The organism is Paenibacillus sophorae, assembly GCF_018966525.1.
GTDB lineage: Bacteria > Bacillota > Bacilli > Paenibacillales > Paenibacillaceae > Paenibacillus_AQ > Paenibacillus_AQ sophorae.
Genome location: NZ_CP076607.1, coordinates 771097 through 797827 on the forward strand (window position 1 = coordinate 771097; position 26731 = coordinate 797827).

A 26731-nucleotide genomic window follows, 5' to 3' on the forward strand; every position below is an offset into this window, starting at 1 on the left:
ATACCAGCATGAGAATTAACAAGTTTATCAGCGAGACCGGCTTCTGTTCGCGGCGTGAGGCGGACAAGCTGGTGGAAAGCGGCCGGGTGACCATTAATGGCGAACGTGCCGTGCTCGGCAGCCAGGCTGAGGCGGGAGATGATGTGCGCATAGATGGAAAAAGACTGGTGAGCGAATCCCAGACCGTCTATATCGCGCTGAACAAGCCAGTAGGCATTACCTCCACGACTGAGAGTCATATTAAAGGGAATATCGTGGATTTTGTCGGGCATCATGAACGGATCTTCCCAATCGGACGGCTGGATAAGGATTCGGAAGGATTGATCCTGCTGACCAACGACGGGGATATTGTCAACAAAATACTGCGTGCCGAAGGCCGGCATGAGAAGGAATATGTCGTCACCGTCGACCGCCCGATAACGCCTTCCTTTATCGCTGGAATGTCCAGCGGGATAAAGATTCTCGGAGCGAAGACACTGCCCTGCCAGGTTACCCGGATAACGGAACGGGTATTCCGCATTGTTCTGACCGAAGGCAAGAACCGGCAGATCCGCCGGATGTGCAGCGCTTTGGGGTATGAAGTCCGGCGGCTGCAGCGTATCCGAATTATGAATATCCGCTTGGGCAGCCTGCAGGTAGGCGCGTGGCGCGATCTAACGAAGGCAGAGAAGGCGGAGCTTGGAGACATGCTAAATTATAAGCTTCTGTAAAAGAACCGAGCGCCGCTTGCTGCTAAGCAATGACACGCACACAAATAAAGAGCTGTTTTCAACCCGGATACCGGTGATTGAGAACAGCTCTTTATCATCATTTGGAGGATGGCGGATTTTCCGTATTTTCCTGATACTTGCGGATAACGGCCACTTCCACCCGGCGGTTCTTGGCCCGTCCGACGGCGGTTGAGTTGGTGGCAATCGGACGGTATTCCCCATAGCCAATCACGCTGAATTTCTCCGGATTCAGGTAAGGATTCACCAGCAAAATCTTCATGAACTGCAGGGCGCGGTTGGCACTGAGGTCCCAGTTGGAAGAGTATTCGCCGTTGGAGATCGGAATATTATCTGTAAATCCTTGAACGATCACATCATAATCGGGGAACTGCTGCAGCATTTGCGAGATGGCTCTTGCAAGCTGCTGGGATTCCGGCTTGACTCTAGCTTGTCCGGAGGCGAACAGAGCATTGTCACTGATCGTAATCGTAAGCTGTGATTGGTTCAGCTTCGTGCTCAGCAAATTGGTAAGGCCATTTTTCTGGATATACTGGTCGAACTGCTGCTTGAGCTTCTCCAGATCTTCCTGTTCCTTTTTGCGCAGTTTGGCAATATCAGATTCGCCGATGCTCTTATCAACAACATTATCCATTTTATCAGCTTTGCCCTGATCCAGATTGCTGTTCGTAGGAGACATTGACGAATAATCCAGGACGCCGGACCCTCCGTTAAGGGCACTACTGAAGGCTTGGGCCATCTCTTCGAATTTCTTCGCGTCCGTCGCACTCATGGCATACAGCACAAGAAACAGGGCAACCAAGAGCGTCATCAGATCGGAATAGGGAAGGAGCCATGATTCGTCCGCATGCTCCTCATGCTCTTCGTGTCTAGTCTTTTTGCTCACCTGAAGCACCTTCCTTCTTGTTCAGCTTGTCGCGCTCCAAAGGTGTCAGAAACACGGAAAGCTTCTGGTTGATAGCAATGGTGGATACTCCCGACTGGATAGACAGGAGACCCTCAAGCATCATCATTCTGATTTGGATTTCCTGTTTAGAGAGCCGCTTGAGCTTATTGGACATTGGATGCCACAGTACATAACCGGTAAAGATACCGAGCAGCGTTGCGATAAAGGCCGCGCCGATCGCATGCGCCAGTTTATCCATCTCGCTCATGTCCGCCAGGGCGGCGATCAGGCCGATAACGGCGCCAAGCACCCCGAGAGTAGGAGCGTACATGCCGGCCTGGGAGAAGATAAGCGCGCCGACTTTATGGCGTTCTTCGGTAGCATGGATATCCTCGAGCAGCACGTCTCTGACAAACTCCTGGTCGTTGCCGTCGATAATCATCCGCATGCCGCTCCGCAGAAAATCATCCTGAATATCTTCCACCTTGGACTCCAGCGCCAGCAAGCCCTCCCGCCGGGTAATCGAGGCCCAATCCATGAACATGGTGATGACCTCGCCTTTATCAATCAGCTTCTTTCCGCCGAGAAACAAAATTCTGAACAGTTTCGGAACCTTTTTGATTTCCGACATTGGAAAGGCCATAAATATGGAAGCGGCGGTACCTACCAAAATAATCGTAAAGGCGGCGTAGTTTTTGAGGGCGATTATCGGCGCTCCTTTGAGATACATACCAAAAACGACTGCTACGATACCAAGCACTAAGCCAATAATTGATGAAATTTGCATTGATACACCTCGTCCATGAGTTTTAAATATGATCTCGCTATGCCGCGTCTATCATCCATGAATGGCGGCGGGCTAATGGCAGAGAACAATAACGTCTATTCTTATTTATCGTCAGCCTCCCCTTTTTTGTGAAGGCATTTCGGCTATAATGAATGAGGAAAGGATATATTCATATGTCTATGAAGCGGAGTGATGGCGATATGGGCGTGAAGCACGGAAGAGATTATGGGGATATATTGCGCGATCTCACGAGAGCGGTGGAGTGTATACCGGACAGTTATCTGTTTTTTGAGATGGAGCCGGAAGAATGGCAGGAGCTGCCGCGGGAGTCGAAGCTGGAGGTATGGGAGGCGCTGGCTGAGGATTTATTCTTCGCCTTGGGGAACGAGCCGGTCATTTATGTCGGCAGCGGAGTCGTCATTTATGACAAGGAGGCGCACCGAATCAATATTTTGGTCGGCGATGAAGATATGGAATCGGTTGAACTTATTTAATCCGAAAAACGGATGGAACAGTCGCCCATTTGCCCGGAGTCTGCGGTCCATGGTAAAATTGATAGTGCCCAAGGTTATAATTGCCGGGATTCAAGAATACATTAAACCGAAAATAAACCTTTATCCTGGCGCATCCCTTGGACGAAAGAACCTGAGGGATGTTTTGTTTAGCGAAGGCTAAGGTAACGCGGGGCTGCTTATCAAGGGAGGAAACAAACAGTGCTATTAACCGATGGAGAACTGCGTGAGCAGGTAGGCAAGCTGGAAGGCTGGAGGCTGGAAAGTGGGGCCATGGTGCGCAAATATATGTTTAGCGATTTCATGAAAGGCATTGCGTTCGTGGACGAGGTCGCCACCATCTCGGAAGCGTTCGACCATCATCCGCATATTACAATCGATTATAAAACGGTAATCCTGCGGCTTGCGACAAGTGAGGAAGACGGTATTGGCATTACCGCGCTCGACGTGCGCGAAGCCCACGAGTTCAACGAAGCATTCGAGAAGACCCGTTAATTTCTGCGACTACGATAAGGGAAGAATTTTTTTTAAAATACGCCTCTGCGTCTGGAAAGCTAAGCCTTCCCTCGCAGAGGCGTATTGTCGGTTAGGGTCACTTTTTCTCGGACAGCCACATGGCGACGTTGGCGATTTCCTCCGGGGCCAACTTATCCTTGAAGGAAGGCATTTGCCCCCGTCCTTTGGAAACGATGCTGTAAATCTGATCGGCATTATGATTGTTTCCTTCTTGCTGCAGATTCGGTCCGACCCCGCCCTGAAGCTGATCGCCGTGGCAGCTAATACAGTTAGCTTTTACGGTCTGTTCCGCTTTGGCGGGATCCGCCTCAACAGTCGGCATAGTCGGATTATTCTGCTTGGCAACTTGTTCCCTGCCCGGAAGTGTGAACATCAGGATAACCGCGAAGGCGCAGGCAGCGAAAAACAAACCGCTCATGATCCATTTTTGCATCCCATTCGTCCCCCCTGTGTAAGCTGCTGCACTTATTATAACGGATGGTGAAGCGTTATCATAGCGTTTGTGTCAAAAAGATGAACGTCGGTTACCCTAATTCAAATTTTAGCAGAGGGCTTATCATAGACCATACAGTAAAAGGGTTTTTCGCCATTTGGCGTGCGGCGTTCATACGTATCGGTAATAGTGAAACCGCATTTACGGTAAGCGCGAATCGCTCTTTGATTCCAGGTCAGAACTTCCAAATCCACCTCACGGCTAGGGTAACGCTTCAGCGCTTCCCTCACAATCGCTCCTACAAATAAATGGCCAAGGCCATGACCGCATAGGTCGGGACGCATACCGATACCAAGCCGGACTGTCCCCTCCATCGGAAAGAGCTGTGCAAACCCGCAGAGATTGTCCTTTTGATCCAGTACCGAAACATACTGCTCCCTCCGGATCCGCGGATCTCCGAATTCAATGCCAAGGGCCTCCATTTTATCCCACGCCAGCCAGCCGTAAATATTATAGGGCGCCTTGTAATTCCACACGCATATGTCCTTGGCATGCGCAGTTGTCATGGGAACGACGTGAAAGATAACGGGAGAGCTAATCATACGTTCAGCGACCTCCTTTCCTCGCAAGGAACCTTAATACTTAAATTATATACATAAAAAGGGGATAGCGACGCAAAAACTTTGCAATAGAGGAAAAACTGGAAACAAACAAAGAAAATATTCGGAAAATGGGCATAAGCCCCGTGGGTGTGTTTAACAAATTTCGGAGGGGGTAAAAGAAGGATAAACGAACAAAACCCCCTCGCCGGAAAGTATTATCCGGGAAGGGGTCTCATATGAAAGTGCTATTGCACATCATCATTGTCTTGAGAATCAACGGTCGTTTCTTGATAAGCATCGGAGCCCATAACTCGTTTGGCGCCAACATAACGGTTAACGTAGTAGCTGTCGCTCAGGGAACTGACAGTAACGCCTTTCGAAGAGGAAGCATGTGCAAATCTGCCGTCACCGACATAAATGCCGACATGGGAAATGCCTCGTCCGGAAGTGTTAAAGAATACAAGATCCCCGGACCTCAAATCACTGCGTGATACCGTTTTTCCCATTTTGTATTGAGAGCCTGACTGATGCGGAAGATTAATGCCTATCTTGTCGAACACATACATCGTAAACCCAGAACAATCAAATCCATTGGTACTCGTACCACCGGATACGTATTTGGTTCCAATGGCGCCGCCGATCACTTTATCCATTTTGGAATCAGCGAATGCGCTGCCTGCTCCTAGCGTGAGAATGATGGACAAACTCAGGAATGCTGCTGCCAACTTCTTCTTCAAGGGACTGGACTCCTTCCACATGCCTACGAGGTTAGCTTAAGGATTCGGTAGAAGGTCCCCTATGACCCCTCTTGAAATAGGAGGTCAATTCACCCAAAGATGGTTCCCCCGCTTCCCTATCGTTAGGGAATTCGGCATTTGCATAGGTTCGAATTATAGTGACTAATCATGACAATTTTTTTGTTAAAACGGGGGCACTGATTACAAAAATGTTACTTAAAACTCATTGCGATTATTGTAACAAACCTTTTGTTGATTGGCAATCACTTTTAATATAGTAAAATACTATCTTCCAGTGATTACACTTATAGATTAGCAAATAGATTCGTTTATGGAACATAGGTAAAAGCCATTTTTTCACGCTTAAGAAACTAAATTTTCTTTTTTCATTTTTGAAAAAGTGTTTCAGGCTGTCGAAACATGTGTACAGCTTAACTATAGGGAAAAGGAAAACCCGGAACTTGATTACACATGTAATCATGCTCCGGGCGATTATTTAAGATTAATCGTAAGCTACGGTCTGGTATGCTTTTGTGCTCATGACCCGCTTGGCGCCAACATAACGATTGGCCCAGTAGGACTGGCTCAACGAACTGATGGTTACGCCGCGCGAAGAAGAGGACTGCGCGAACTTGCCGTTACCGACATAAATGCCCACATGGGAGACGCCGCTTCCGAGCGTATTGAAGAATACAAGATCCCCTGAACGCAGTTTGCTTCGTGATACGGAGGTTCCTACTTTGAATTGCGCTTTGGAAGTACGAGGCAGGGTGAGTCCCATCTTTTTATACACGTATTTGGTGAATCCGGAACAATCAAAGCCGGCTGTGCTCATTCCGCCTGTTTTATATGAGGTTCCCAATGTTTTTGCAATAACCGTATCCATTTTAGAGTCTGCGAAAGCGCTTCCGGACCCTAAAGTGAAAGCCATCACAAGGCCCAATGCAGCAGCTGCAAGTTTTTTCTTTATGTGTCGACCTCTCAAAGCTTATGTTCTCCTTCCAAATGCCTGCGTGGTTAGCTTAAGGATTCGGTTTGAAGGTTCCCTATGATCTCTTTGATACTAGATCAATTCACCCAAAAAATGGTTCCCCCGCTCCCCGGTGCCCGGGGATTTGGCTTGTTGTGCACCAGCATATCGACTCGATTCAACATCATATGACAAAATAACAAAATAATTTGAAAGATTACAAACTTGTTACCTCAACACAAGCATCATTGTATCAGAGGCTTTACGGTTTTGCAAACTATTTTCGGCAGGCAGGCTGCCGGAGATTGAGAAATAAAAAAGAGTTCAGATCCCTGTCACGGAATTTGAACTCTTTTTTCCATTTTTCGCAAATAAAAGGGTTTTCTTTTTATGCTGCTGTTTTGCTGTGCCACAAATGATACTGCGCCGACAATCCCCACATATCGAACAGAGTGGAGGGCAGGGGCGCTAGCTGCCTTATGAACAGCGCGGGCAATCCGGGGCAGAGCCAGCCTGTTACTGCGCAGATCAGAGCGATCAGGAGACCGCCTGCCCCCAGCAGAGCCTGCAATGCAGAAGCATGCAGGATGCAGCGTAAGGCCACCAGCAAAGAAGCGAATACTCCGGTGCCGCCGGTATAACCGAACTGCATATAAAGCAGGACCAGACGGATAATAAATCCATACAGCAGCCATGCGAGAAGCCAGGGAAGAATCCGCAAGAGCAGCGCCGGTTCCCAGTAGGACGACAGAATTAGCTTGTAACCTTTCGGCAGGAGCCAGTACAGGGGGAGAAGGGTCAGAACCCATTCGGCGACGCTGAAGAGCAGAACGGGCAGCCCGTACTTTTTCATTCCGGGAAAAAAGAACAGCCCGCGTTCTCCCTTGCTCTCCTGATGCAGCTCATGCAGCAGGCCGGCGCGGATGAACGGCGCAGCCAGCAGGCGCACGGCGGCCAGAATTAGCAGCGTCCACAGCCAGCGCCGCACGTCGGGATTGGCAGATAGACTCAATTGAGCCTCGATATAGTACAGCATTCTGCCTATCGCGCTGCCGCCGGCATTTTCCGACGGATAGCGAAGCAGCGCCGGGACAACCGCCGATCTCACAAAACGGTACATCAAGTACCCCCATAGCAGCCGGTAGATAAACAGCAGAATCAGAATATACAGCTGTTCCTTGACGCTGCCCCAGCCGCGGGTTATCCAAATTCTCATTTGACCTCACCTCACCAGACGAAAGTTCCGAGCACAGTTTCGATTGCGTTTGTCAGGCTGAGGGTCCAGCGGGAAACGAAGGCGGCCGGGAGAGACGCTTTTCTGAAGTTGTTCATATGCTTGTTCTCCAGCAGTATTTCGTGACCCGGGTCCACCTCGGCCGAAACAAGAGGAGCCGTAGAAGTGAGCCGGAACGTGACTTCGCCCCCTTGGCCGTTCCACGTTTTCTGCAGCGTCCGGTCGTCAGCGAAGGTGAACTTAACGTTTACGCCGGGGTATAGGCTGCCCTTATTAGCGATGGTTGTCAGTGACACGTAACCGCCGTTTTTGTTCTTGCTGACGGTAATGCCCTCAACGGAGAAGTCGGGAGCATCCCCGCCGTATACGTAATGTTCGAAGTATGCTTGCCACGACTTTTTAGTCGCCTTTTCCACCATTTTTTGAAAATCGGCAGTGGCCGGATGGTGAAAGCGATATTTGCGGGCATAGGAGGACATAATGGAATCCATCGTCTTCATGCCGACCTGTCTTTCGATATCCTTGAGCACCAGCTTGCCCCGCACGTAGACGTTCTGGGTGTAGGCGTTGGCTCCGCCGTATTTCCATGCATTCAGAGTCAGCGGCTTGGGAGCAGTGACGAGACTGGCCTGCAAAGGAAGATTGGAGGCGATCCCATACTCCTGTTCCATCAGCCTGTCCTCGGCATAGGAGGTGAAGCTTTCATCAAGCCAGGCTTCCTCGAATTCATTGCTTGCAACCATGCCGTAAAAATACTGGTGTCCGATTTCGTGAATCACCGTCCGCTCGAGCGAGGTGTCGGCAGTGTCCCTATTCGCGGCGAAGGCGGTAATCAGGGTGGGATATTCCATGCCTCCTGCTCCGTTGCCCTCTTTGGGCGGTACGACGATAGACAGCGTTGTATAGGGATACGGGCCGTACCATTTGCTGAAAGCGGTCAATGCGGCTTTGGCGGCCTGGAAATAGCGCTCCTTCAGATCTTTGTGCAGAGGGTCCAAATACAGCTTGATCCGTACGCCGGGCACTTCAGCCGCAGAGAACGCTTCCTCCGCATAGATAAAGTTAGGGGAAGCAGCCCAGGCGAAATCATGGACATCGTCGGCATAAAACTGATAGATTTTGCGTCCCTCTGCGATTCTGGGGTTTTTGACAGGGAATCCGGTTGCGGCCACCGTATAATTTGCGGGAACCGAAATAGCTGCGCTGTAAATGCCGAAGTCGCTGTAAAATTCAGAATTGCCGTGATACTGGTGAAGGTTCCAGCCTTCTTCCTTCACGCCGCGCGTTCCGGCCGGTTCGTAGACGCTAAGCTTGGGGAACCACTGGCCGGCCATGACAAAATCTCCGGATTCGCCCATCCGGGCGAAGATTTTCGGCAGCTGCACTTCATACTGGAGCCTGAGCGTAACGCTTTCCCCGCCGTTTACCGGCTGCGGGAGATGGATTTTGATCAGCGTCCGGTCGCCCGGATTGCCGTCGTCGGGCTGAACGTACTGCATCCGGTGCAGAAGGGACACCCCGTCTTCCGAGCGCACATCGGTCAGTGTCATGGAGCCGAATCCGTCCTCAGGCATGCTGTCGCCGCGCAGCTTGCCGCCGGATTCCTTCATGAATGTCGTCTTGTCGGAGGCAAAGGCATTGGGATAGAGATGGAAATACAGGTCGCTTACCGGTTTCTTGCCGGGATGAGTCCAAGTTATCGTCTCGGCGGCGGTTAGCCGTCTTTCATCCGGAGCAAGCTGCACGCTGATGTGATACTCCGCGACTCTCCGGCTGAGCGCCTGGGTGGATGGCGTTACCGGCGGGGCGGGTAGAGCCGGCTTTACAGCCGTCCCCTGGCGGGTACTAGCCGGGGACTTGGCCGGTTCCGGGGCGGCGGCGGACCGGGTGACCGGAGGGAATCCGGATAGCGCCCATAGCACTCCTCCCAGCAGACAGAGGGCCAGGGCGGCGAAGATAAAGGTTGTGCGGAATCGTCGCATCATACTGTAATTCCTCCCGTTGACAAGCTTCTACGGGATGTATATGTTGGCATCCGCTGTTTTATTAGCTAAAATTAAATTATTCAAGAAGAAACGGCTGTGCCGCCCTTTGCAGGCGGTCTTTCGGTTCTGGTAGAAGTATAGGGCAAAAGATAGGCGCGAAGCCTGTAAATCACTAAATTTGTACATGGGAAGGGAGTGCGGCATGGACAACAAGCAGCCGGACAGCAAGAAACAGATTGCCTTGAATATTGTGAACGCCAAGAGCAAGCATAAAGGCTTCGGAGCGGGCTCAATCGATTTGAACAACGTGTCGCCTGTGATTATCGACGGCGGTGAGGCGGTCATCGACATTGGTGCCATGCATGCCAAGAGCAAGGTGGAGAAGGGCATCAAGTTCTCCGCGAATCGTGAGGATGTGCCGGAAGGCAGACAAGTGTGGGTTGTGTGGGTGGCGGTTGAACGCACGCCGGAGGGACAGCACTATGCCGGCCTGACCGCATGCGAGATGTGGATTGACAGCGAGGCGAAGCGCGGCTGGAAGATCCTTGCCGATCATGTGAATAAGCTGGATTCGGCGCTTAAACGGCGGATCATTGTAGAAGGGCTTGGCGCACAGGAGAAGGCAGCACTCCAATCGCTGCTCGTCTCGCATAATGCGGACTGGTGGAATGCGTCGCCCGAGGAATTGAAGCAGGCTCTCGAAGGCTAAAGCGGCGGCGGGAGGTTAAGAGTTTTACGGGTATGGATACCCGTTACAGGCATAAAAAGGCTTCGTCTTTCCTTGGTTTAAAGGAAGGGCGAAGCCTTTAAATATATGAAGAACCGTGGGCCGTGTCTACCGGCCGCTTGCGAACTTTCGCTTAAGCTGGCTGACTCTTGCCTGGCTGATGCCGAGTATCCCGGCAAGTTCCTTCTGATTAGCACCTGGATGTTCCAGCATCGTTTGTTCCAGCCGCTCGCGAAGTTCGTCCGATTTGGTTTTCTTTTTGCCTGCGCCAAGATCCGAAGAGGGAACATGGACTTCCTCACCCGGCTCCTGCTCCGGTGCGTGATCGCCCTGATCGGGATTCACAAGCTCCTGAAGACAACTGTTGCAGATAAATTGGTCCTTGAAATAAGTGACATTGTCTAGACTCCTGCAGAAGGTGCATTCCGTTGAAGTGTATTTTCGCAGAACAATAATATGATCATCCAAAATGAAAAACTCAATCGGATCCCCGATATCAATATTGCGCGTCATACGGATTTCTACGGGAACCACAATGCGTCCAAGATTGTCCAAACTCCGGATCATACCTGTATCCTTCATTCCATGTCCCTCATTTATATCTTCAGATTTGGTGGTATTTAATTATTATAACAGTAAATGTATTTTAAGATAAAGGGGAAAGCGTGTACGTAAAATGAACCTTTTGCCCTCCAGTGAAGGATGTCCATTCAAAAGAAAGCGTGTCCCCCGAGCGTCCGGTATACTCAAGATTGTCGCCGGGATAGTCGATTTCGGTGTCGGGATATGCCTCCAACCAGGCCTGGTCGTCCGCGCTAAGCAGCTGCTTATATAACTGAACGCTCTGGCCGCTGCGGCGGTCGATCAGAATGAGCGTGCCTTTTTGGAAGGGCCGTACCAGCAGAAAGTCAGTATCGACGGCTTCCACCGCGAAGGCGTCATTAATGCCGGTAATCTCAAGCAGATCATAGGTTTTAAAAATGTGCCCGTCCGGATTCACAAGCGTCAGCGTCTGCCCGTCGACCATGACCACATTGCCCTGAAAAGCGAAAATATCCCGCTTCATTCCGATCATGCGGGGATTCCGGTAGTGGGTCTTTGCCTGGTCCACCAGGGAACCGTCTGAAACAAGCGCGCGCCAGCGGGTGTTGTTGATATGCGGCTCGCCGCTTGCATTCTCAATCTCGACGGCATAGCTAGCCGAGTTGATCCGGCGCGCGGACATGCTCACCCAATCGAGATCGGCAACCCGGATTATACCTGCGCGAAGGGGCACTCTACCGCTCTGTCCGGTGTACAGGACGCCCTGCTCCCGGTTCAGCCAGAACAGCTCGCGTCCCGTCGACGTCTTGATATACCTTGCCGCATAAGGGACCGCAAATCGATTGTCGCCTTTCCAGACGACCGGCACGCCGAAAGCTTTGGAGAACAGCTTATCCGGCACATAGGTCACTCCGCCCCGAATCAGCGTCTCTGCTCCCAGCATAATCACCTTCCCAGCTGCGGTATAGGCCTTCGGCTGGCCCGCCTTCAGGCTGACGGCCTGATAAAGTCCCGTCACTTCGAGGCTGGATTTGCCAGAATTCCACAGCAACTGAAGATCCAGAAAGGTAGAGATGTCTTTCAAAGGCACGTATGTAGTTCCGTTCTCCTGAAAGCCGGGATGCTCCAAGGTCAGATCGTTCAGGACGGCAGATTCCGCTGCGGACGGGACGGCGGGCGGAGTGGAAGCGCTGGAGGCGAAAGCTGCCTCAAACGGCGCGGCGGCAAACAGCAGGGTGGTGAGAGTGGAAGCGGCTAACAGAGCGGCGGTTCGTCTGAAGGCTTTGCTTCGGGTATTCATGACACAACCTCTTTCTCTTTGAAAATGGCGATAATTCACTTTAACATCAAATTATTGGGAGTGCTGTGCGATAATGGACGTACGTAGCATAAAAAAGGTTGCATAATGAATAAGCCTCTCCATTTGTTCCTACAAAAGGAGAGGCTTATTCGGAATCATAATATTACGGCAGGCTCTCTGTCCAGATAAAGGGCTCGGCCTTGTTGTCATGTGCCGAAACATAAGGGTTATCCCTGATGTAGAAGCGCCAGGGGAGGCCAGCATACTCTTCCGCGTAGGGAATGTTGATGCGCGCAGCCTGAACAATCGGAAGGCTGCGCGGATCGTCGCCGCTCTCCAGCCGGAGCGAACCGCCAGGCTGGTCAAGACGCAGCCCGTTAAGACTTTTGTCGATGCGCAGCGCCCGGCACAGCTTGCCCGGTCCGCCCGACAGGTCGGACGGCTTGCGGATGGCGGTTCCCCGGTAGGCGGCCAAGCTGCGCATCCCGGGGAGTCAGCGGCTCCACCGCGCGGATCAGCACCGCGTGGGGGTCATTCTCCTCCGCTGTAACTATATTGAAGCAGTGATACATTCCGTAGATAAGATAGACATAAGCGGTGCCGCCCGCGTGAAACATAACGTCGGTGCGCTTGGTCCGTCTCCCGCCATAGGCATGGCTCCCTTTGTCCTCCGCCCCGCCGTAGCTCTCTGTTTCCACAATCAGGCAGCGTATCTCCCCGTCCTCCGTAAGGCGGACAAGATGCTGGCCGAGCAGCAGCGGTGCCGCCTTGATCGCGGGCAGGGCCCAAAGGGAAGACAGCGGCCTTGCCGGACCGCCGCCGTCATTTCTGTTCACGGATACCACGGTAGAGAACACCTCCCTCACTAGAGCGGATAGAAGCAGCTTGTTCGCTCGATGAGTATCATCGTACCGGTCCTTGGCCCGCTGTGCAAGCACAGGGAGTTAATTGAGCCACCAACGCTTGATGTCACTCCACCAGGAATGATCCTTGTCAGAGCTGTCACCCTGTTTTGCGTCTTTTCCCGCCGCCTGCTCCGCTTCTTTGCCGTTGCCGTGCAAATCGCAGTAGGCGGTCGGCTCGGTGCCGCTGATAAAAGTCTCCAGCACCTTGTCGGGACAGGCCGCAGTGGCCAGCTTGCCGGATTCCGGATTGATATAGACGCTGACGACGCCGTCCGGAATCGGGAAAATTTTCGGCGGGACGTTCTCCAGCGCCTTTTCCGTATACTGCGCAAAAATCGGCGCGGCCCGTCTCCCTTCGGTTGTCGTAATATCGCGCCCTTTATCATAGCCGACCCAGACGGCGGTGGACAGCTCCGGCGTGAAGCCGACCATCCAGGCATCGGTATCCGTGGTTCCGGTCTTGCCGGCAACCGGACGTTTGATCAACGAGGCTACCCGGTTGCCTGTTCCGCCCGTCTCGAATACGCCTTCCATCAGCCGGGTCAACACATAAGCGGCCGCCGGCGAGACGACGCTGTCCCCTTCCGCCCTGGGAGCTTCGTATAATACGTTCCCTTTGGCATCGGTGATCTTAAGAATAGCGGTTGTCGGCATCTTGACGCCGCCGTCCCCGATAACCGAGAAGGCTCCGGCCATTTCCAGCGGGCTGACAGGCGAGGTGCCCAGCGCCAGCGAAGGCACGTCCGCAAGCGGACTGACGATGCCCATCTTGCGCGCCGTCTCGATCACTTTTTCCGGCCCCACCTTCATAATCGTGTTGACCGCGTAAATATTGTCCGAGGCCGCAATCGCCTGCCGCATGTTGATCTGGCCGAGGTATTTGTCCCCGAAGTTCCGGGGCTGATACGTCTTGCGGTTATTATCATAATGGAACAGGGTCGGCTGGCTGTTGAAGACGGAAAGCCCCGTCATTTCCTTCTCAGACAGCGCGGTCAGGTACATAATCGGCTTGAAGGAGGAACCGGGCTGCCGGGTCGTAGCGAGTGCATGATTGAACTGATTCGCCCGGTAATTGACGCCGCCGACCATGGCTTTGATATAACCGGTACGGGGGTCGATGGAGACGAGCGCCGTCTCCAGACCTCCCGCGCCTGCCATCCCTTGGGCCACCGCTGCTTCCGCCGCCTGCTGCATATCCGGATCAAGCGTGGTGTACACGCTCAGTCCTTCCAGCTCCAGCTCATCGGTGCTGATGCCGAGCAGCTTGGCCGCCGCGGCGCCGACATAGTCGCGAAAGTAAGGAGCGGTCAGCGCGGCCGTCTGCTCCTCCCGGGGCTTCAAAGCCAGCGTTTCCCCGGCTGCCCGGTCGGCCTCCGCCTGCGTAATCTCCCCCATCTCCACCATGGAGGACAAAATGATCTTCTGGCGTTTTTTGGCGTTGTCCAGATGATTGTACGGTGAATAATACGTCGGTCCCTTCGGAATGCCGGCCAGGAGCGCGCTTTCCGCGAGGTCGAGCGAAGCGGCAGATTTACCGAAATACATCCGGGAAGCCGCCTCGATGCCATATGCGCCGTGACCGTAATAAATCTCATTAAGGTACATCCGTAAAATGTCATCCTTGCTGTACTTCATCTCCAGCTGCAAGGTGTACATCGCTTCTTTCGCTTTGCGCGTCCACGTTTTTTCATGGGAAAGATACAGGTTGCGCGCCAATTGTTGGGTCAGCGTACTGGCGCCTTGGGCGCGGCTGCCATTTTCCAGATTGACCAGGACCGCCCGGCCCATGCTCCTAATATTAAAGCCCGCATGTTCGTAGAATTTACGGTCTTCCACTGCCAGCGTCGCCTGAATCAGCAGAGGTGATATATCCTTTAATCCCACCGGATCATGGCTGCGCCCATCTGCAGAGAAGACGGCGATCACATTTCCGCGGGAGTCCATCAGTCTGGAGCGGGCATCTTCCGGAATCGGCGGCAGATCCTTCTGGTATAAATAGCCGATCAGCGTGCCTGTGGAGATTAGCAGCAGGACCACTAGGCCGGTCAGAAGCAGCAGGGCCCTGCGCCAGCGGTTTTTTTTCCGTACAGGCTTGTCAGAAGATTGTAACGCCATGACACCATGCTCCTTTATCGTAATTGGGTTCTTCTTCTCATTATGGGGAAGGAAGAGTTCGGATATTCAGAGAAGGGCTAAATTAGGGTAATGAAAGGAGAAGACCTATTACGGCAACAGATCACGGAGGTGCGAACATGAACTTAACAAGAGCAATTGGCCGAAAAATAATACGAACGAAAGTGCTGCTGTGTCTCTTCGCGGCAATACTGGCGGTATCCGGCTGGAATACGGGGGGAGCGCCGGCTTGGGCGGCGTCCGCTCCCGTCTGCGGGTCGGGCGATCACGGGCTGCTGAAGGAGCTTCAGCAAAAGCGCATGAACGCCGGCAGTTCGCCGCTTTCCTTTGCGGATATCCAGTTTCTTAGCGCAGCAACCGGCCGCGCCGCCGGGAACGGCTTTATGATCGGTACTTCGGATGGCGGCTGCACGTTCCAGACGATTTATGAGGGGCAGTGGTCGTTTCGTAAAATCGAATTTCCTGACAACGTATACGGCTGGGCGCTTGCGTCCGTCCAGGAAGGACAGCCGGTCTATTTGATCCGGACGACGGACGGCGGCTCGCATTGGAAGCGGCTGTCGAACGGGCCTGTATCCTTCACGAAGATTCAGTTTACGGACCGCAAGCACGGCTTCGCGTACGACCGGGAGTTTGCCTACTACACGGCGGACGGAGGAGAGAGCTGGAGCAGAATTCCGACGCCGCCCAACACCCGAGGAGCGGTGTTCACCAGCAGGAGCAGCGGCTGGGCGGTAACGGTTGCTCCAGGAGCCGGATACCGGATTATGAAGACCACGGATGGGGGCAAGAGCTGGGCGCTCAAGCTGAAATCGGCCTTCAGCTACTCGATTGGCGCCGAGATTTACGCGGACAGCAGTCAGGTGTGGGCGGTTCTGTACGGCGAATCCGGCATGTCACAGACTTCGTATTCCTTGTACGCCAGCGCCGAAGGCGGCGGGAAATGGCGGCGCGTCATCGCCCAATCGACGGCGGGCGGCGGGCCTGCCCCCGGCAGCGGCAGCGAGGGGCGTGCCAAAGGCCCAGTCTCCGGCAAGCCCGGCAATATGCAGCTGGCCGGCGGCGGAGCCTTCCTGCTCGGCTACTCGCCGGCCGGAGCACGGGTCGGCGTGGGCCGCTCCTATACGGGCGGCAAGCAGTGGAGCAATCTGCCCGGCATACCGGGGTTTGATGGTGTGATTTCTTTTACCGGCGCGAAGGAAGGCTGGCTTGCCGTCAGGGGACTGGAACGGTCCTCGCTGTATGCCACGCACGACGGAGGCTTCACCTGGAAGCTGAAGCTCTCTTTTAAGACGAAATAGGACAGCATTAGGGGGCAGAATCCGGGCGACAATGTGATTTTGCCCCCCGGTGTGTTAAACTTCTACATAAATACAGCGATTGAATTGGCCCGGTGAACTGGATATAGTAGTACAATGGGAAAGATACCGGAATCAAGGCCCAAACGAACCAGGCAGAATGGGAGGTGCCAGGTTGCCTGATAACCCTATGCATAAATACGGCGTCTCCGTCACACTCATAAGCCGGCACGAAGGAGAGACTAGCATTCTTAACGTAAGCGGCGAAGCCACGCAAAAGGGACCGCAGCTGTATATTCGTTTTGAGGAACCCGGTCAGGGACCGGATGGCGCCGATGCGGCAGTTCGGACAACGGTCAAGATTCTGGATGACGAGCTGCGGATTATCCGCCACGGCGGCGTCCAGTCGGAGCAATCTTTCCGGAACGGTGTGCGTTTGCCCGGATTTTACCGGTCTCCCTATACCCAGTTTAATCTGTCCACCGAGACAAGGATGCTGGGGATCTCGCGGCAAGAACGTTCCCTGACAGTGAAATGGGAATACGATTTATACGTGTACGACGAGTTGTCGGGACAGTTCGCCATTAGTTTGCATATACAGGAGGAACCTTTAGTATGACACAAAGTCCAAATCCGCTTGCCCTCATTAATGAAAGGGTGAAAGAAGCCATCGCCGATGCGGTCGTCGCCGCAGGCCTGGTTCAGCGGGAAGAGCTTCCGGCAATCGTGCTGGAAGTGCCCAAAGACAAAGCCCATGGCGATCTGGCGACCAACGCCGCAATGCAGCTTACCAAAATTGCCAAGCGTAATCCGCGCCAGATCGCCGAGGCGATCGTTGAGCATCTGGATTTAAGCCAAGCCTCGATTGAAAAAGCGGAAATCGCCGGCCCCGGCTTCATCAACTTTACGCTGTCCAAATCATATCTTTATCAGGTCATCGCTCTTGTCCTGGAGCAGGGCGCCGATTACGGCCGGACGGACGCCGGTCAAGGGCAAAAGGTCGAGGTTGAGTTCGTCAGCGCCAACCCAACGGGAAGCTTGCATCTGGGACATGCCCGGGGAGCGGCCGTCGGCGATGCGCTGTGTAATGTGCTGGATTTCGCCGGTTACAAGGTCACGCGCGAATACTATATCAACGACGCAGGCAATCAGGTTTCCAACCTGAGCCAATCGATCGAGGTCCGGTATTTGCAGGAGCTTGGCCAACAGGCTGAAATGCCGGAGGACGGCTACTACGGTGAAGACATCAAGGGCTTTGCCAAAGAGCTTGTCGCTGATAAGGGCGACTCGCTCCTGGAGCTGTCGCCTGGCGACCGCGCCGCCTTTTTCCGTACCTATGGGCTAGAGAAAGAGCTGGACAAAATCAAACGCGATCTGGGACGCTTCCGCGTCGCCTTCGACATCTGGTACAGCGAGACCTCGCTGTATGAGACCGGGGAAGTGCTGCGGGCGCTTGACGAGCTGCGGGACCGCGGGGAAGTGTACGAGCAGGACGGCGCCACATGGCTGCGGACGACGAAATACGGGGACGACAAGGACCGCGTGCTGATTAAGAATGACGGCACCTATACCTACCTGACGCCGGATATCGCTTATCACAGCGATAAGTACGGACGCGGCTATGACAAAATGATCAATATTTGGGGCGCCGACCACCATGGCTATATTCCGCGGATGAAAGCCGCGATGGCGTCGCTTGGCAATGATCCGGACAAACTGGTTGTGCTGATTGCCCAAATGGTAAGCCTGTTCCAGGACGGTGAGAAGGTCAAAATGTCCAAGCGGACCGGTAAAGCTGTCACCATGGAGGATCTGATGGACGAAGTCGGCGTCGATGCGATCCGCTACTTCTTCACCATGCGCAGCATGGATTCCCATCTTGACTTCGACATGGATCTCGCCGTCTCGACCTCGAACGAGAATCCGGTGTTCTATGTACAATATGCGCATGCGCGCATTTGCAGCGTATTCCGTCAAGCCGAGGAGCAGGGCATCACCCTGCCGGAGATCGCCGGAATTGATTATTCTAAGCTGACCGCAGAGCATGAATACGCTCTGCTGCGCAAAGTCGGCGAGCTGCCGGCCGAGATTGATCTGGCCGCAGAAGGCTATGCTCCGCACCGCCTGATCCGCTATGTGTACGAGCTGGCGTCGATCTTCCACAGCTACTACAAGGCCGAGCGTGTAATCACCGAGGATGCCGCCCAGACGCTGGCGCGCCTCGCGCTGCTGGGCGCCGTTCGCCAAGCGATTGCGAACGTGCTGCGCCTTGTCGGTGTGACTGCGCCGGAACGGATGTAGCGCCCGGAAGGGACGCTGCTCGCGCGGTCTGCCGCGCAAACCATAAACTTGATGCCGTCCTGCGGGGCGGCATCTTTTTATTGCCGGGGAAATTTTTGTCGGATTTCTGCAAAGTTCCCGAAGATTAATCGCCGGAGGCGGTTCACTTAAGGCCGGAGAAGGGCTTTAGCCCCACGCGGCACAGCCAGAACCTTGGGCCGCCTCATTCCAGGCACCGCCGGCACCCTGAAGCGCCTCATCCCGTAGAGGCAGGACCTGTGCCCGCAGCTTCCCGGCGGACCCGCGTCCGTGCCCGCAGCAGGCGCACCGCGTCCACGGCGCCGCCGCCCAGCGCAGCCCGGCGTTGGCCCTTGCGCAGCCGCAGAGGCGATGAGGTGCGGCGCAGCAGCAGCTTCAGCTGCCGGGGCGTAAGGCCCGGGCATAGAGCGAGCAGCAGAGCGGCGGCTCCCGTCACATGCGAGGTTGCCATGGAGGTGCCGCTCATTTCTCTGTAGCCTTCCTTTGGCCAGCAGGAAGGCACATTTTCTCCCGGCCCGTATACGTCAATATACGAACCGCGGTTGCTGAAAGAGGCGACTCGGCGCTTGTTATCGATAGCTCCGACGGCGATTGTTTCGCTGTACCGGGCCGGGTAATCGCCTCCCCGCTTGCCGTCGTTGCCCGATGAGGCGATAATCGGGATGCCGGCGCGGTATGCTTTGATGACAACATCATGCAGCGCTTTGCTGCGGGTCTTCATTCCGAAGCTCATATTGATGAGATCGATCCGGTTCTGTACACACCAATCAATACCGAGGACAATGTCGGACACATAGGCGGAACCCGTATGGTCGAAGGCTTTGACGGGATAGATCAGGGAGCGCGGCGCCACGCCCATCATGCCCCGCGTACCGCCCGCCGCGGCGAGCGTTCCGGCGATATGCGTGCCGTGCCCGTTGTCGTCGAGCGGCAGAATGCCCCGGTGCAGCAGATTCACCCCGGAGGCGAGCGAAGCTTTAAGGTCGGGATGGAGGAAATCCGCGCCGGTATCGATGACACCGATTTTAATGTGAACGCCGGTCGATCTCGACCATGCTTGGGGAGCGCGGATCGCCTTTACGCCCCAAGGCAGGTAATGGGAAGTCCTACGCGTGGTGGAGGATGCGGCAGGCGAATGGATCTGTATACGCAAATCTTCTTCGATAGTGAGAGCTCCGGCATATTTATGCATCAGCTTCGCGGCGCCGGCGGCAGGTACAACAAAGGCTCGGATCAGCGGAGAAACCTTGACTTTACGCAGTCCGGGCCGGCTGGGCTTCAGAGACTTCCACTGCGACAGCGCTCCGGCATACTGACGGGGATCGTGAAAAGTGACGATGCGGCGTTGTTCGTTTGCGGGAGCGGTCGCTATTTCTTTAAGCATCGCTTGCCAAAATTCGTAAAAGTCCATTGTTTTCGCCATCCCCTCCTGTTGCCATGCTCCGATATTTTATGTGGGAGCGGAGGGGCCCGCATGGGAACTTGCCCTTTTTTGCTGAAATAGGCCGTCTGGCGTGTCAAAAGAGTGCGGGACACATAAAATATCGAAAGAGGCAAAAGCCCTCTTTGAAACAAACGCCGCGGAGCCAATTCTTGGCGTGGATACAGTCAGGTGCGGAGGAGTTTCCTCCGCCTTTTTCAAAACATTTAAGACTCATAAAGAGCGGCGCAGCCGTTTCTACTTGAAATATAAGACTTTATAAGCTTCGCGCCTATCGTTTGGTCTTATATTTTTCGAGAAACGTACCTGCGTCTTAAAAAGACGCCGTCAGGCGTTTCAGCTTGTCGAGAAACCCGGTCTTCCTCAAAGACCCTGGGTTTCTCTTTTTGTTTTAGGACGCGAAGAAGTGAAAATCGAGGGGGTTACCCCCGCTTTTCCAGGCGATCCAGGTGGATCGCCATCTTCTTCATGTTCTGTACGGCTGCTGTCATCAAGGCCTGTTCCTTGACGTTGGCCAGCCCGCGCAAACGGCAATAGCGAAACCCATGGAGCTCTTTGGCGTCCGCGAAGCTTCGCTCAATCGTTTCTTTTCGTTTGCGGTACAGCTGTTTGCCGTCCCGGCTCAGCCGGTTGTTCCGTACCCACTCCTTGCTGTCCTCCCAAACATGTCGGGTCACCACCTTGCGGTGGTTTCGGGAATGCGTACACTTTTCGAGCAGCGGACAGGCCTTGCAGTGCTCCGGATCAGAAGCATACTGCCGGTATCCTTTCCGGTCCGTTGTACGGTAGACCAGTTCGTGACTCGCCGGGCAGACGTACAGATTGCGCTCTGCGTTAAACGTAAACTTCCATTTCGGAAACAGTCCTTGCTTGGGATGAAATCTCCGGTGAGCAATCACCGCAAAGATTTTTCGACTTTTCAGACCTCTACAAATCGGTGTCGTCAAATAACCCGAATCCAGCGCTACAGCCTCGACTTTAAAACCAAACCGTTCTCTTTGCCGGTCCAAACGCGACAAATAAGGAACCGAATCATGGACATTTCCCGGCGTGACATGCACATCCGTAATCATATTGAATTTCATATCCACCGTGCGGTGGTCCAAGTAAAAGAAGCCTTCCGGTTTGCCGTCCCGAATCATATACCCGCTGTCTGGGTCAGTCTTGCTCACTTTAATTTCCTTTTCCTCGGTCACTTCCTCTCTCGGTTTTAGCGCTTTTTTCCGTTTTCCTTCCGGTCTTCCGCCACGGCGGCATTGAGTTCACCGATATAATCTTTCGTGTTTTGCAGTACTTGCTGCTTAGTGTACTGGTGTTTATTCGCGTTCGCCTTGATGTGAGTCGAGTCGGTAATTAGGACGCGGCCGCCCACCATCCGGTGCGAGATGGCCTGCAAAACAATCTCATCAAAAATATCCTGAAAAATGCTCGTATCCTTAAACCGGGTTCGCCGGTTCCAACTAATGGTCGTGTGGTCCGGCACTTTGTCGGTCAGTCCGAGTCCCAAAAACCAACGGTACGCCAGATTAGTCTGAATCTCCCGTTCCAATTGACGTTCGGAACGAATGCCGTAGAAATAACCGAGAAAAATCATCTTGAACAGTACTACCGGATCAATCGCCGGCCGCCCGTTATCCGCGCAGTACAGAGGACGGACCTTTTCATCAATAAAAGAGAAATCGATATGTTGATCCACTTTGCGGAGCAGATGATCCTGAGGCACCAAATCTTCGATAGAAACGAATTCGTAAGATTGTTGTTTTTCCCGGTTAGATCGCAGCATAAAGAACACCATCCGTTCTAAAATATGTGTTACCTATATTATACAACATTAACGCGGTGTCGTGTGAAATTATCAGAACTTAAAAATAGCTGTCGAGACTTTCTCGACAGCCTGAGACGCCGTCAGGCGTTTCTTCTTATGTCTGCCTATACCCGCCGTCCGGCTGGACAAGTTCCTCGGAGCTGCCGGTAATTACCCGAGAAATCTCTGCCAAACGGCCGACATCGTTCTATAAGGAGCTGGGTCCGCCGTATGCGCCGAATTGACTTGCATTTTGTTCCCAAATAGGTTTTACTTAGGTTTGTCAATGGATATTAATGATATAACGCCCGAATGAAGCCATAGCGTGAACAATGCGTGAGAGGAAGTGTCCCTGAGAAGTGAGTACGCCACTTAATTTGAAGCTCGATCCTGAAAAAATCAAAGAAATGCCGATGGTAGACTTGGCTTTTCTAATTCTGAAGGCGGCCAATACGCCGTTCTATTACCGTGATCTGATGGCTGAGGTGGCCAAGCTGCGCGGAATGTCCGATGAACAAATCAACGATACAATCGCCCAGTTATATACCGAAATTAACATCGACGGACGTTTTGCCTGTGTCGGAACGAATCTGTGGGGCCTGAAACGCTGGTATCCGCTGGAACGCTCCGACGATCCGATCGGCAATTCCAAACGTCCGCGCATCATTAATGATGAAGACGACGATATAGACGATGACGATTTTACCGAGGAAGAAGATGCTTACTCGGGCGACGAAGAAGACTTCGACGTGATCGACGAGGACCGCGACGATTTGTACTCTGATGATGACAGCGAAGAGGAAGTTGATGAAGAGGTCGTCATGGATGATGAAGATCTGGACGAAGAGGATTTGGACGACGAGGAGTCCGAGGAAGAGACCGAAGAAGAAGGCTCGGATGAGGAAGACGACGACAAATTTTAAGAAACCTCCATCTAATAATTCGTTCTTGACATCAATAAAGCCGACAGAGTAAACTATTTGATGGGCTTATGGTGAAAGGTAATTCTATATTTCAAAAATAAAAAGTGCCCCGGCTCTACGGGTGTCACTTTTTTGTTTTTTAGATGGCATTTTGATGCCGGATAAACGCCGTTTTTCAGCTATTCGAATTACGGTGGGAGCTTTCTAGGGCAGGACTCAGCGGCTTTTGAATTTATTCGTTTTGACGATCTGAAAACGGGTTACGATAACATCATACGTCGCCTGAATCACACGGATTTTATTTAGGAGGGTTATGCAGTGACAAAGTATATTTTTGTAACGGGTGGCGTGGTGTCCTCCCTGGGTAAGGGAATCACGGCCGCTTCTCTGGGCAGGCTGCTCAAAAACAGGGGACTCAAGGTGACGATTCAAAAATTCGATCCGTACATTAATGTGGACCCGGGAACGATGAGTCCGTATCAGCACGGTGAAGTATTCGTTACGGATGACGGAGCGGAGACTGACCTCGACCTTGGACACTACGAGCGGTTCATCGACATCAACCTGTCCAAGAACAGCAACGTGACGACAGGCAAAGTCTACTCCTCGGTGATCAGCAAAGAAAGACGCGGCGAGTACTTGGGCGGCACCGTTCAGGTCATCCCCCACATTACGAACGAAATCAAGGAGCGCGTATTCCGCGCCGGCCGTGAGACCGGTTCGGACGTTGTCATCACGGAGATCGGCGGCACCGTCGGCGACATTGAAAGCTTGCCATTCCTGGAGGCTATCCGTCAGATCAAGAGCGATATCGGCCGTGAAAATGTAATGTATATCCACGTAACCCTCATCCCTTATATTAAGGCTGCGGGTGAAGTGAAGACAAAGCCGACCCAGCACAGCGTCAAGGAACTGCGCAGCATCGGGATCCAGCCGAATGTGATTGTCTGCCGTACGGAATATGAGCTTTCCGCGGACATGAAGGCCAAGATTGCGCTGTTCTGCGATATCGACGCCAATGCGGTTGTGGAATGCCGCGATGCTTCGACGCTGTATGAGGTTCCGCTTAATCTGCGCGACGAAGGACTTGACGAGATTGTCGTCAACCATCTGAAGCTGACTACGCCAGCGCCCGATATGCGCGAATGGGAAGCCATGCTTGCGCGCATCAACAAGCTGGAGCGCAATGTGGAGATTGCGATTGTCGGCAAATACGTGGCGCTGCATGACGCTTACCTCAGCGTAGTGGAGTCGCTCTCCCATGCGGGATTTGACGCCAATTCCGAAGTCAGCATCCGCTGGGTGAACGCTGAGGAACTAACGGACGAGAATGTGGCCGAAATGCTGCGCGGCGTTGGCGGAATCCTGGTTCCGGGCGGCTTTGGCGACCGGGGCATCGAAGGCAAAATTTCCGCGATTCGCTATGCCCGCGAGCAGGGTGTTCCGTTCTTCGGCATCTGTCTGGGAATGCAGGTATCCGTTATTGAATATGGCCGTTCCATCCTGGGACTTACGGGAGCCAACAGCTCGGAGATCGATCAGGCAACACCGCATCCGGTCATCGACCTGCTGCCGGAGCAGAAGGATATCGAGGATCTTGGAGGCACAATGCGCCTGGGTCTTTATCCCTGCAAGCTTCAGCCGAATTCCCTGGCTATGTCCTGCTACGGGGAAGAGCTGGTATATGAACGTCACCGTCATCGGTACGAGTTCAACAATTCTTACCGCGATCAAATCGAAAAAGCCGGCCTGCTGATTTCCGGGACTTCCCCGGACGGACGTCTGGTCGAAATCGTGGAGCTCCCGGGGCATCCGTGGTTCCTGGCGGTACAGTTCCATCCGGAGTTCACCTCCCGTCCGAACCGTCCGCAGCCGCTGTTCCGTGAATTTGTCAAAGCCTCGCTTACCCATGCGGAGCAATTATAAGAAGCAGTCTAAACTCTCATTATCCGGACCTCCGGAGCATAGAAGAGCTTCCCTTGCGGGAGGCTCTTTTATGTTTATGGAGTATTCGGGGGGCCTCCGAAAAGTACCCGAGTGTACTTAAGTCATGCTTCTGATGTCAGGGACACGCTTCGTAGGGCTGCTCTTGGCTTAGGCTCGGCAACCTTCATTTGTACTGTTTTAGGCCGTATAATTACGCATTTTTACCAGTTAGCAGGATTTTGGCGGTCAAGCACGAATTATAGTTCTTCGTAACGGATTTATGAGAAGGACCGTCGGAGCGGTGTGGTGAATCTGCGTTATACTCAGGGAGGGTTACGAATGGAGAAAAAGAAAGTATTAATTGTCGATGACCAAAATGGGATTCGAATCCTGCTTATGGAGGTTTTTAATAGCGAAGGATACACGACTTTACAGGCAGCTAACGGAAAAGCAGCTTTAGACATCGTACGCAGCGACTGCCCCGACCTGGTTCTGCTCGACATGAAAATCCCGGGAATGGACGGACTGGAAATTCTGAAACATATCAAAGAGATCAATTCGGGGGTTAAAGTAATTATGATGACCGCATACGGCGAACTGGATATGATCAAGGAAGCGACGAAGCTGGGAGCGCTTATGCATTTCACGAAACCGTTCGATATTGATGAAATGAGGGTAGCGGTTAATCTGCATTTAAGTACTGGATCTATCGACCAGTGCAGCTAAAGTGGGGACTCTGCGGTGAGCGGAGTCCCTTTTTAGGGGGGTATCGTTTACTCCAGATTGAGCGACGGGAAGTACGATGGGATGTATGCCGGAGGTTAGCAAAGGGGAATAAAAAAGAAGACGAAGTCGTAATATTAAGGGGGGTGGATGAATTTCGTCCCACCGGGACATTTTTTTGTCTACCCTATTTAGTATTTGAGACAGGTTGTGCTATAATAGGCCTGTATGTGATGTCGGCTTCATTTTAAATAGCTAGAAACTATCTTTAGGAGGATGAATTATGCCATTGGTATCGATGACAGACATGTTGAACAAAGCTCTTGTAGGAAAATATGCAGTTGGTCAGTACAACATCAACAACCTGGAGTGGACCCAAGCGATTCTGGGTGCCGCTGAAGAAGAGAAATCCCCGGTTATTCTTGGCGTATCCGAAGGCGCAGCTCGTCATATGGGCGGATTCAACACTGTGGTGAAAATGGTAGAGGGTCTGATTCAAGATATGAAAATTACCGTACCGGTAGCTATTCACCTCGACCATGGTTCGAGTTTCGACAAGTGTAAAGAAGCCATCGACGCCGGATTTACTTCCGTCATGATCGACGGCTCGCACCATCCGATCGAAGAGAACATCGAGATGACCAAGAAAGTCGTTAACTACGCTCATTCCAAAGGCGTTTCCGTAGAAGCCGAGGTTGGTACGGTTGGCGGACAGGAAGACGACGTTATTGGCGGCATTATGTACGCCAAACTGGATGAATGCGTAGCTATCGTAAAAGAAACCGGCGTCGATGCCCTGGCTCCTGCGCTTGGTTCCGTACATGGACCTTACCTCGGCGAGCCTAACCTTGGATTTAAGGAAATGGAAGAAGTCCGCGACGCGGTTAAAATTCCGCTTGTTCTTCATGGCGGTACAGGCATCCCGAAACATGACATTGACAAAGCAATCTCCCTGGGAACTTCCAAAATCAACGTGAACACCGAGAACCAAATCGCATTCGCCAAGGTTGTCCGCGAAGTGCTGGCAGCCAAACCGGACGCTTATGACCCTCGTACATTCATCGCACCAGGCCGCGAAGCCATCAAACAAACGGTAATCGGCAAAATCCGCGAATTCGGTTCCAACAACAAAGCGTAAATCGTGTATAATAGGCAAGTCCGCTTGATTCGGTTATAATGAACTGAATAGCGTCATATGGAGAGTACACCGCTTAGCCGGTGTCTTTCCGTTTAAATACAGAAAATTAATGCCTTATACCCTTTCGGTTTTAATCCGGTATGGCGGGCAGCGGGGCCGTG

Annotated in this window: 26 protein-coding genes and 2 riboswitches; of the genes, 11 read left to right on the top strand and 15 right to left on the bottom strand. The window is 53.0% G+C overall.

Annotation, left to right across the window (positions count from 1 at the left end):
- The first annotated feature begins 8 nt into the window (after positions 1 to 8).
- The gene (rluF, locus tag KP014_RS03715; protein ID WP_036599995.1) at positions 9 to 710 is read left to right on the top strand and encodes a 23S rRNA pseudouridine(2604) synthase RluF; all 702 of its coding nucleotides are present in this window, start codon (positions 9 to 11) and stop codon (positions 708 to 710) included.
- Between the two features lie 97 nt (positions 711 to 807).
- On the opposite strand, the gene motB is transcribed toward rluF, so the two are convergent.
- Together motB and motA are read right to left on the bottom strand one after the other, a co-directional pair.
- A complete protein-coding gene (gene motB, locus KP014_RS03720; RefSeq protein WP_036599997.1) occupies positions 808 to 1614 on the bottom strand; it encodes a flagellar motor protein MotB in 807 nt (268 codons plus the stop codon).
- Positions 1598 to 2401, bottom strand: a complete 804-nt coding sequence (motA, locus tag KP014_RS03725; RefSeq protein WP_036600000.1) for a flagellar motor stator protein MotA — start codon at positions 2399 to 2401, stop codon at positions 1598 to 1600. Before motA ends, motB begins: the two co-directional genes overlap by 17 nt.
- Positions 2402 to 2601: 200 nt before the next feature.
- Here motA and KP014_RS03730 point away from each other — a divergent pair, with 200 nt between their 5' ends.
- Both KP014_RS03730 and KP014_RS03735 read left to right on the top strand, forming a co-directional pair.
- Positions 2602 to 2895, top strand: coding sequence for a hypothetical protein (locus KP014_RS03730; protein ID WP_036600013.1), 294 nt, complete (start codon positions 2602 to 2604; stop codon positions 2893 to 2895).
- A 219-nt stretch (positions 2896 to 3114) separates the two neighbouring features.
- Positions 3115 to 3408 carry a 4a-hydroxytetrahydrobiopterin dehydratase gene (locus tag KP014_RS03735; RefSeq protein ID WP_036600002.1) on the top strand — a complete coding sequence of 98 codons (294 nt, stop codon included), beginning with the start codon at positions 3115 to 3117 and terminating at the stop codon, positions 3406 to 3408.
- 97 nt (positions 3409 to 3505) lie between these two features.
- On the opposite strand, the gene KP014_RS03740 is transcribed toward KP014_RS03735, so the two are convergent.
- From KP014_RS03740 to KP014_RS03765, 6 genes are all read right to left on the bottom strand, one after another.
- Positions 3506 to 3862 carry a c-type cytochrome gene (locus KP014_RS03740; RefSeq protein ID WP_036600005.1) on the bottom strand — a complete coding sequence of 119 codons (357 nt, stop codon included), beginning with the start codon at positions 3860 to 3862 and terminating at the stop codon, positions 3506 to 3508.
- Between the two features lie 101 nt (positions 3863 to 3963).
- Positions 3964 to 4464, bottom strand: coding sequence for a GNAT family N-acetyltransferase (locus KP014_RS03745; RefSeq protein ID WP_036600008.1), 501 nt, complete (start codon positions 4462 to 4464; stop codon positions 3964 to 3966).
- A gap of 245 nt (positions 4465 to 4709) precedes the next feature.
- Positions 4710 to 5201: a C40 family peptidase gene (locus KP014_RS03750; protein WP_036600011.1), complete on the bottom strand. Its 492-nt coding sequence runs from the start codon at positions 5199 to 5201 to the stop codon at positions 4710 to 4712.
- A 5-nt stretch (positions 5202 to 5206) separates the two neighbouring features.
- A riboswitch (cyclic di-AMP (ydaO/yuaA leader) is annotated at positions 5207 to 5348 on the bottom strand.
- A gap of 355 nt (positions 5349 to 5703) precedes the next feature.
- Positions 5704 to 6171 carry a C40 family peptidase gene (locus KP014_RS03755; RefSeq protein WP_036600016.1) on the bottom strand — a complete coding sequence of 156 codons (468 nt, stop codon included), beginning with the start codon at positions 6169 to 6171 and terminating at the stop codon, positions 5704 to 5706.
- Positions 6172 to 6192: 21 nt separating this feature from the next.
- A riboswitch (cyclic di-AMP (ydaO/yuaA leader) is annotated at positions 6193 to 6332 on the bottom strand.
- Between the two features lie 227 nt (positions 6333 to 6559).
- The gene (locus KP014_RS03760; protein WP_090834807.1) at positions 6560 to 7387 is read right to left on the bottom strand and encodes a hypothetical protein; all 828 of its coding nucleotides are present in this window, start codon (positions 7385 to 7387) and stop codon (positions 6560 to 6562) included.
- 11 nt (positions 7388 to 7398) lie between these two features.
- Positions 7399 to 9390, bottom strand: coding sequence for a M1 family metallopeptidase (locus tag KP014_RS03765; RefSeq protein ID WP_036590619.1), 1992 nt, complete (start codon positions 9388 to 9390; stop codon positions 7399 to 7401).
- Between the two features lie 202 nt (positions 9391 to 9592).
- Here KP014_RS03765 and KP014_RS03770 point away from each other — a divergent pair, with 202 nt between their 5' ends.
- Positions 9593 to 10099, top strand: a complete 507-nt coding sequence (locus tag KP014_RS03770) for a YwhD family protein (RefSeq protein ID WP_036590622.1) — start codon at positions 9593 to 9595, stop codon at positions 10097 to 10099.
- A 126-nt stretch (positions 10100 to 10225) separates the two neighbouring features.
- Here the strand turns inward: KP014_RS03770 and KP014_RS03775 are convergent, their stop codons facing one another.
- The 5 genes from KP014_RS03775 to KP014_RS03790 form a co-directional block, all read right to left on the bottom strand.
- Positions 10226 to 10699, bottom strand: a complete 474-nt coding sequence (locus tag KP014_RS03775; protein WP_036590625.1) for an AbrB/MazE/SpoVT family DNA-binding domain-containing protein — start codon at positions 10697 to 10699, stop codon at positions 10226 to 10228.
- A 64-nt stretch (positions 10700 to 10763) separates the two neighbouring features.
- Positions 10764 to 11960 carry a copper amine oxidase N-terminal domain-containing protein gene (locus KP014_RS03780; RefSeq protein WP_036590628.1) on the bottom strand — a complete coding sequence of 399 codons (1197 nt, stop codon included), beginning with the start codon at positions 11958 to 11960 and terminating at the stop codon, positions 10764 to 10766.
- 163 nt (positions 11961 to 12123) lie between these two features.
- A complete protein-coding gene (locus KP014_RS29205) occupies positions 12124 to 12435 on the bottom strand; it encodes a DNA-3-methyladenine glycosylase (RefSeq protein ID WP_343223045.1) in 312 nt (103 codons plus the stop codon).
- Entirely contained in the window at positions 12338 to 12898 is a 561-nt protein-coding gene (locus KP014_RS29210) for a DNA-3-methyladenine glycosylase (RefSeq protein WP_343223046.1), read from the bottom strand. Before KP014_RS29210 ends, KP014_RS29205 begins: the two co-directional genes overlap by 98 nt.
- Before the next feature lie 6 nt (positions 12899 to 12904).
- Complete coding sequence (locus KP014_RS03790; protein WP_036590631.1) at positions 12905 to 14980, bottom strand: transglycosylase domain-containing protein; 2076 nt, start codon at positions 14978 to 14980, stop codon at positions 12905 to 12907.
- A gap of 137 nt (positions 14981 to 15117) precedes the next feature.
- On the opposite strand from KP014_RS03790, the gene KP014_RS03795 reads away from it, so the two are divergent.
- From KP014_RS03795 to argS, 3 genes are all read left to right on the top strand, one after another.
- Complete coding sequence (locus tag KP014_RS03795; RefSeq protein WP_051499545.1) at positions 15118 to 16299, top strand: beta propeller repeat protein; 1182 nt, start codon at positions 15118 to 15120, stop codon at positions 16297 to 16299.
- Positions 16300 to 16486: 187 nt separating this feature from the next.
- Complete coding sequence (locus tag KP014_RS03800; protein ID WP_036590643.1) at positions 16487 to 16915, top strand: YwiB family protein; 429 nt, start codon at positions 16487 to 16489, stop codon at positions 16913 to 16915.
- Positions 16912 to 18597 carry an arginine--tRNA ligase gene (gene argS / locus KP014_RS03805; protein ID WP_036590634.1) on the top strand — a complete coding sequence of 562 codons (1686 nt, stop codon included), beginning with the start codon at positions 16912 to 16914 and terminating at the stop codon, positions 18595 to 18597. Before KP014_RS03800 ends, argS begins: the two co-directional genes overlap by 4 nt.
- 235 nt (positions 18598 to 18832) lie before the next feature.
- Here argS and KP014_RS03810 read toward each other — a convergent pair whose 3' ends face one another.
- On the bottom strand, positions 18833 to 20026 hold the full coding sequence (locus KP014_RS03810; protein WP_090834809.1) for a S8 family peptidase: 1194 nt from the start codon (positions 20024 to 20026) through the stop codon (positions 18833 to 18835).
- 452 nt (positions 20027 to 20478) lie between these two features.
- Positions 20479 to 21839, bottom strand: a protein-coding gene (locus KP014_RS03815) for an IS1182 family transposase (RefSeq protein WP_216700361.1) whose coding sequence is annotated in 2 segments (ribosomal slippage) — positions 20479 to 21272 and positions 21272 to 21839 — 1362 coding nt in all. Because the reading frame shifts where the segments join, the coding sequence is not laid out codon by codon here.
- Between the two features lie 380 nt (positions 21840 to 22219).
- Here KP014_RS03815 and rpoE point away from each other — a divergent pair.
- The 4 genes from rpoE to fba all read left to right on the top strand — a co-directional run bounded on the left by rpoE (position 22220) and on the right by fba (position 26570).
- The gene (rpoE, locus tag KP014_RS03820; protein WP_036598427.1) at positions 22220 to 22783 is read left to right on the top strand and encodes a DNA-directed RNA polymerase subunit delta; all 564 of its coding nucleotides are present in this window, start codon (positions 22220 to 22222) and stop codon (positions 22781 to 22783) included.
- A 318-nt stretch (positions 22784 to 23101) separates the two neighbouring features.
- Positions 23102 to 24709, top strand: coding sequence for a CTP synthase (pyrG, locus tag KP014_RS03825; protein WP_036598428.1), 1608 nt, complete (start codon positions 23102 to 23104; stop codon positions 24707 to 24709).
- Positions 24710 to 25048: 339 nt separating this feature from the next.
- Positions 25049 to 25435, top strand: a complete 387-nt coding sequence (locus KP014_RS03830; RefSeq protein ID WP_036598429.1) for a response regulator — start codon at positions 25049 to 25051, stop codon at positions 25433 to 25435.
- A 280-nt stretch (positions 25436 to 25715) separates the two neighbouring features.
- Positions 25716 to 26570 (top strand): class II fructose-1,6-bisphosphate aldolase, encoded by an 855-nt coding sequence (gene fba / locus KP014_RS03835; protein ID WP_036598430.1) that lies wholly within the window; start codon positions 25716 to 25718, stop codon positions 26568 to 26570.
- Positions 26571 to 26731 lie beyond the last annotated feature (161 nt).

Bases quoted from the DNA above. Each gene is read 5' to 3' on its own strand.
- rluF (WP_036599995.1), top strand. From the start codon at position 9: ATGAGAATTAACAAGTTTATCAGCGAGACCGGCTTCTGTTCGCGGCGT.
- motA (WP_036600000.1), bottom strand. From the start codon at position 2,401: ATGCAAATTTCATCAATTATTGGCTTAGTGCTTGGTATCGTAGCAGTC.
- KP014_RS03730 (WP_036600013.1), top strand. From the start codon at position 2,602: ATGGGCGTGAAGCACGGAAGAGATTATGGGGATATATTGCGCGATCTC.
- KP014_RS03740 (WP_036600005.1), bottom strand. From the start codon at position 3,862: ATGCAAAAATGGATCATGAGCGGTTTGTTTTTCGCTGCCTGCGCCTTC.
- KP014_RS03745 (WP_036600008.1), bottom strand. From the start codon at position 4,464: ATGATTAGCTCTCCCGTTATCTTTCACGTCGTTCCCATGACAACTGCG.
- KP014_RS03760 (WP_090834807.1), bottom strand. From the start codon at position 7,387: ATGAGAATTTGGATAACCCGCGGCTGGGGCAGCGTCAAGGAACAGCTG.
- KP014_RS03765 (WP_036590619.1), bottom strand. From the start codon at position 9,390: ATGATGCGACGATTCCGCACAACCTTTATCTTCGCCGCCCTGGCCCTC.
- KP014_RS03770 (WP_036590622.1), top strand. From the start codon at position 9,593: ATGGACAACAAGCAGCCGGACAGCAAGAAACAGATTGCCTTGAATATT.
- KP014_RS03775 (WP_036590625.1), bottom strand. From the start codon at position 10,699: ATGAAGGATACAGGTATGATCCGGAGTTTGGACAATCTTGGACGCATT.
- KP014_RS03780 (WP_036590628.1), bottom strand. From the start codon at position 11,960: ATGAATACCCGAAGCAAAGCCTTCAGACGAACCGCCGCTCTGTTAGCC.
- KP014_RS03790 (WP_036590631.1), bottom strand. From the start codon at position 14,980: ATGGCGTTACAATCTTCTGACAAGCCTGTACGGAAAAAAAACCGCTGG.
- KP014_RS03795 (WP_051499545.1), top strand. From the start codon at position 15,118: ATGAACTTAACAAGAGCAATTGGCCGAAAAATAATACGAACGAAAGTG.
- KP014_RS03800 (WP_036590643.1), top strand. From the start codon at position 16,487: ATGCATAAATACGGCGTCTCCGTCACACTCATAAGCCGGCACGAAGGA.
- argS (WP_036590634.1), top strand. From the start codon at position 16,912: ATGACACAAAGTCCAAATCCGCTTGCCCTCATTAATGAAAGGGTGAAA.
- KP014_RS03810 (WP_090834809.1), bottom strand. From the start codon at position 20,026: ATGGACTTTTACGAATTTTGGCAAGCGATGCTTAAAGAAATAGCGACC.
- KP014_RS03830 (WP_036598429.1), top strand. From the start codon at position 25,049: ATGGAGAAAAAGAAAGTATTAATTGTCGATGACCAAAATGGGATTCGA.
- fba (WP_036598430.1), top strand. From the start codon at position 25,716: ATGCCATTGGTATCGATGACAGACATGTTGAACAAAGCTCTTGTAGGA.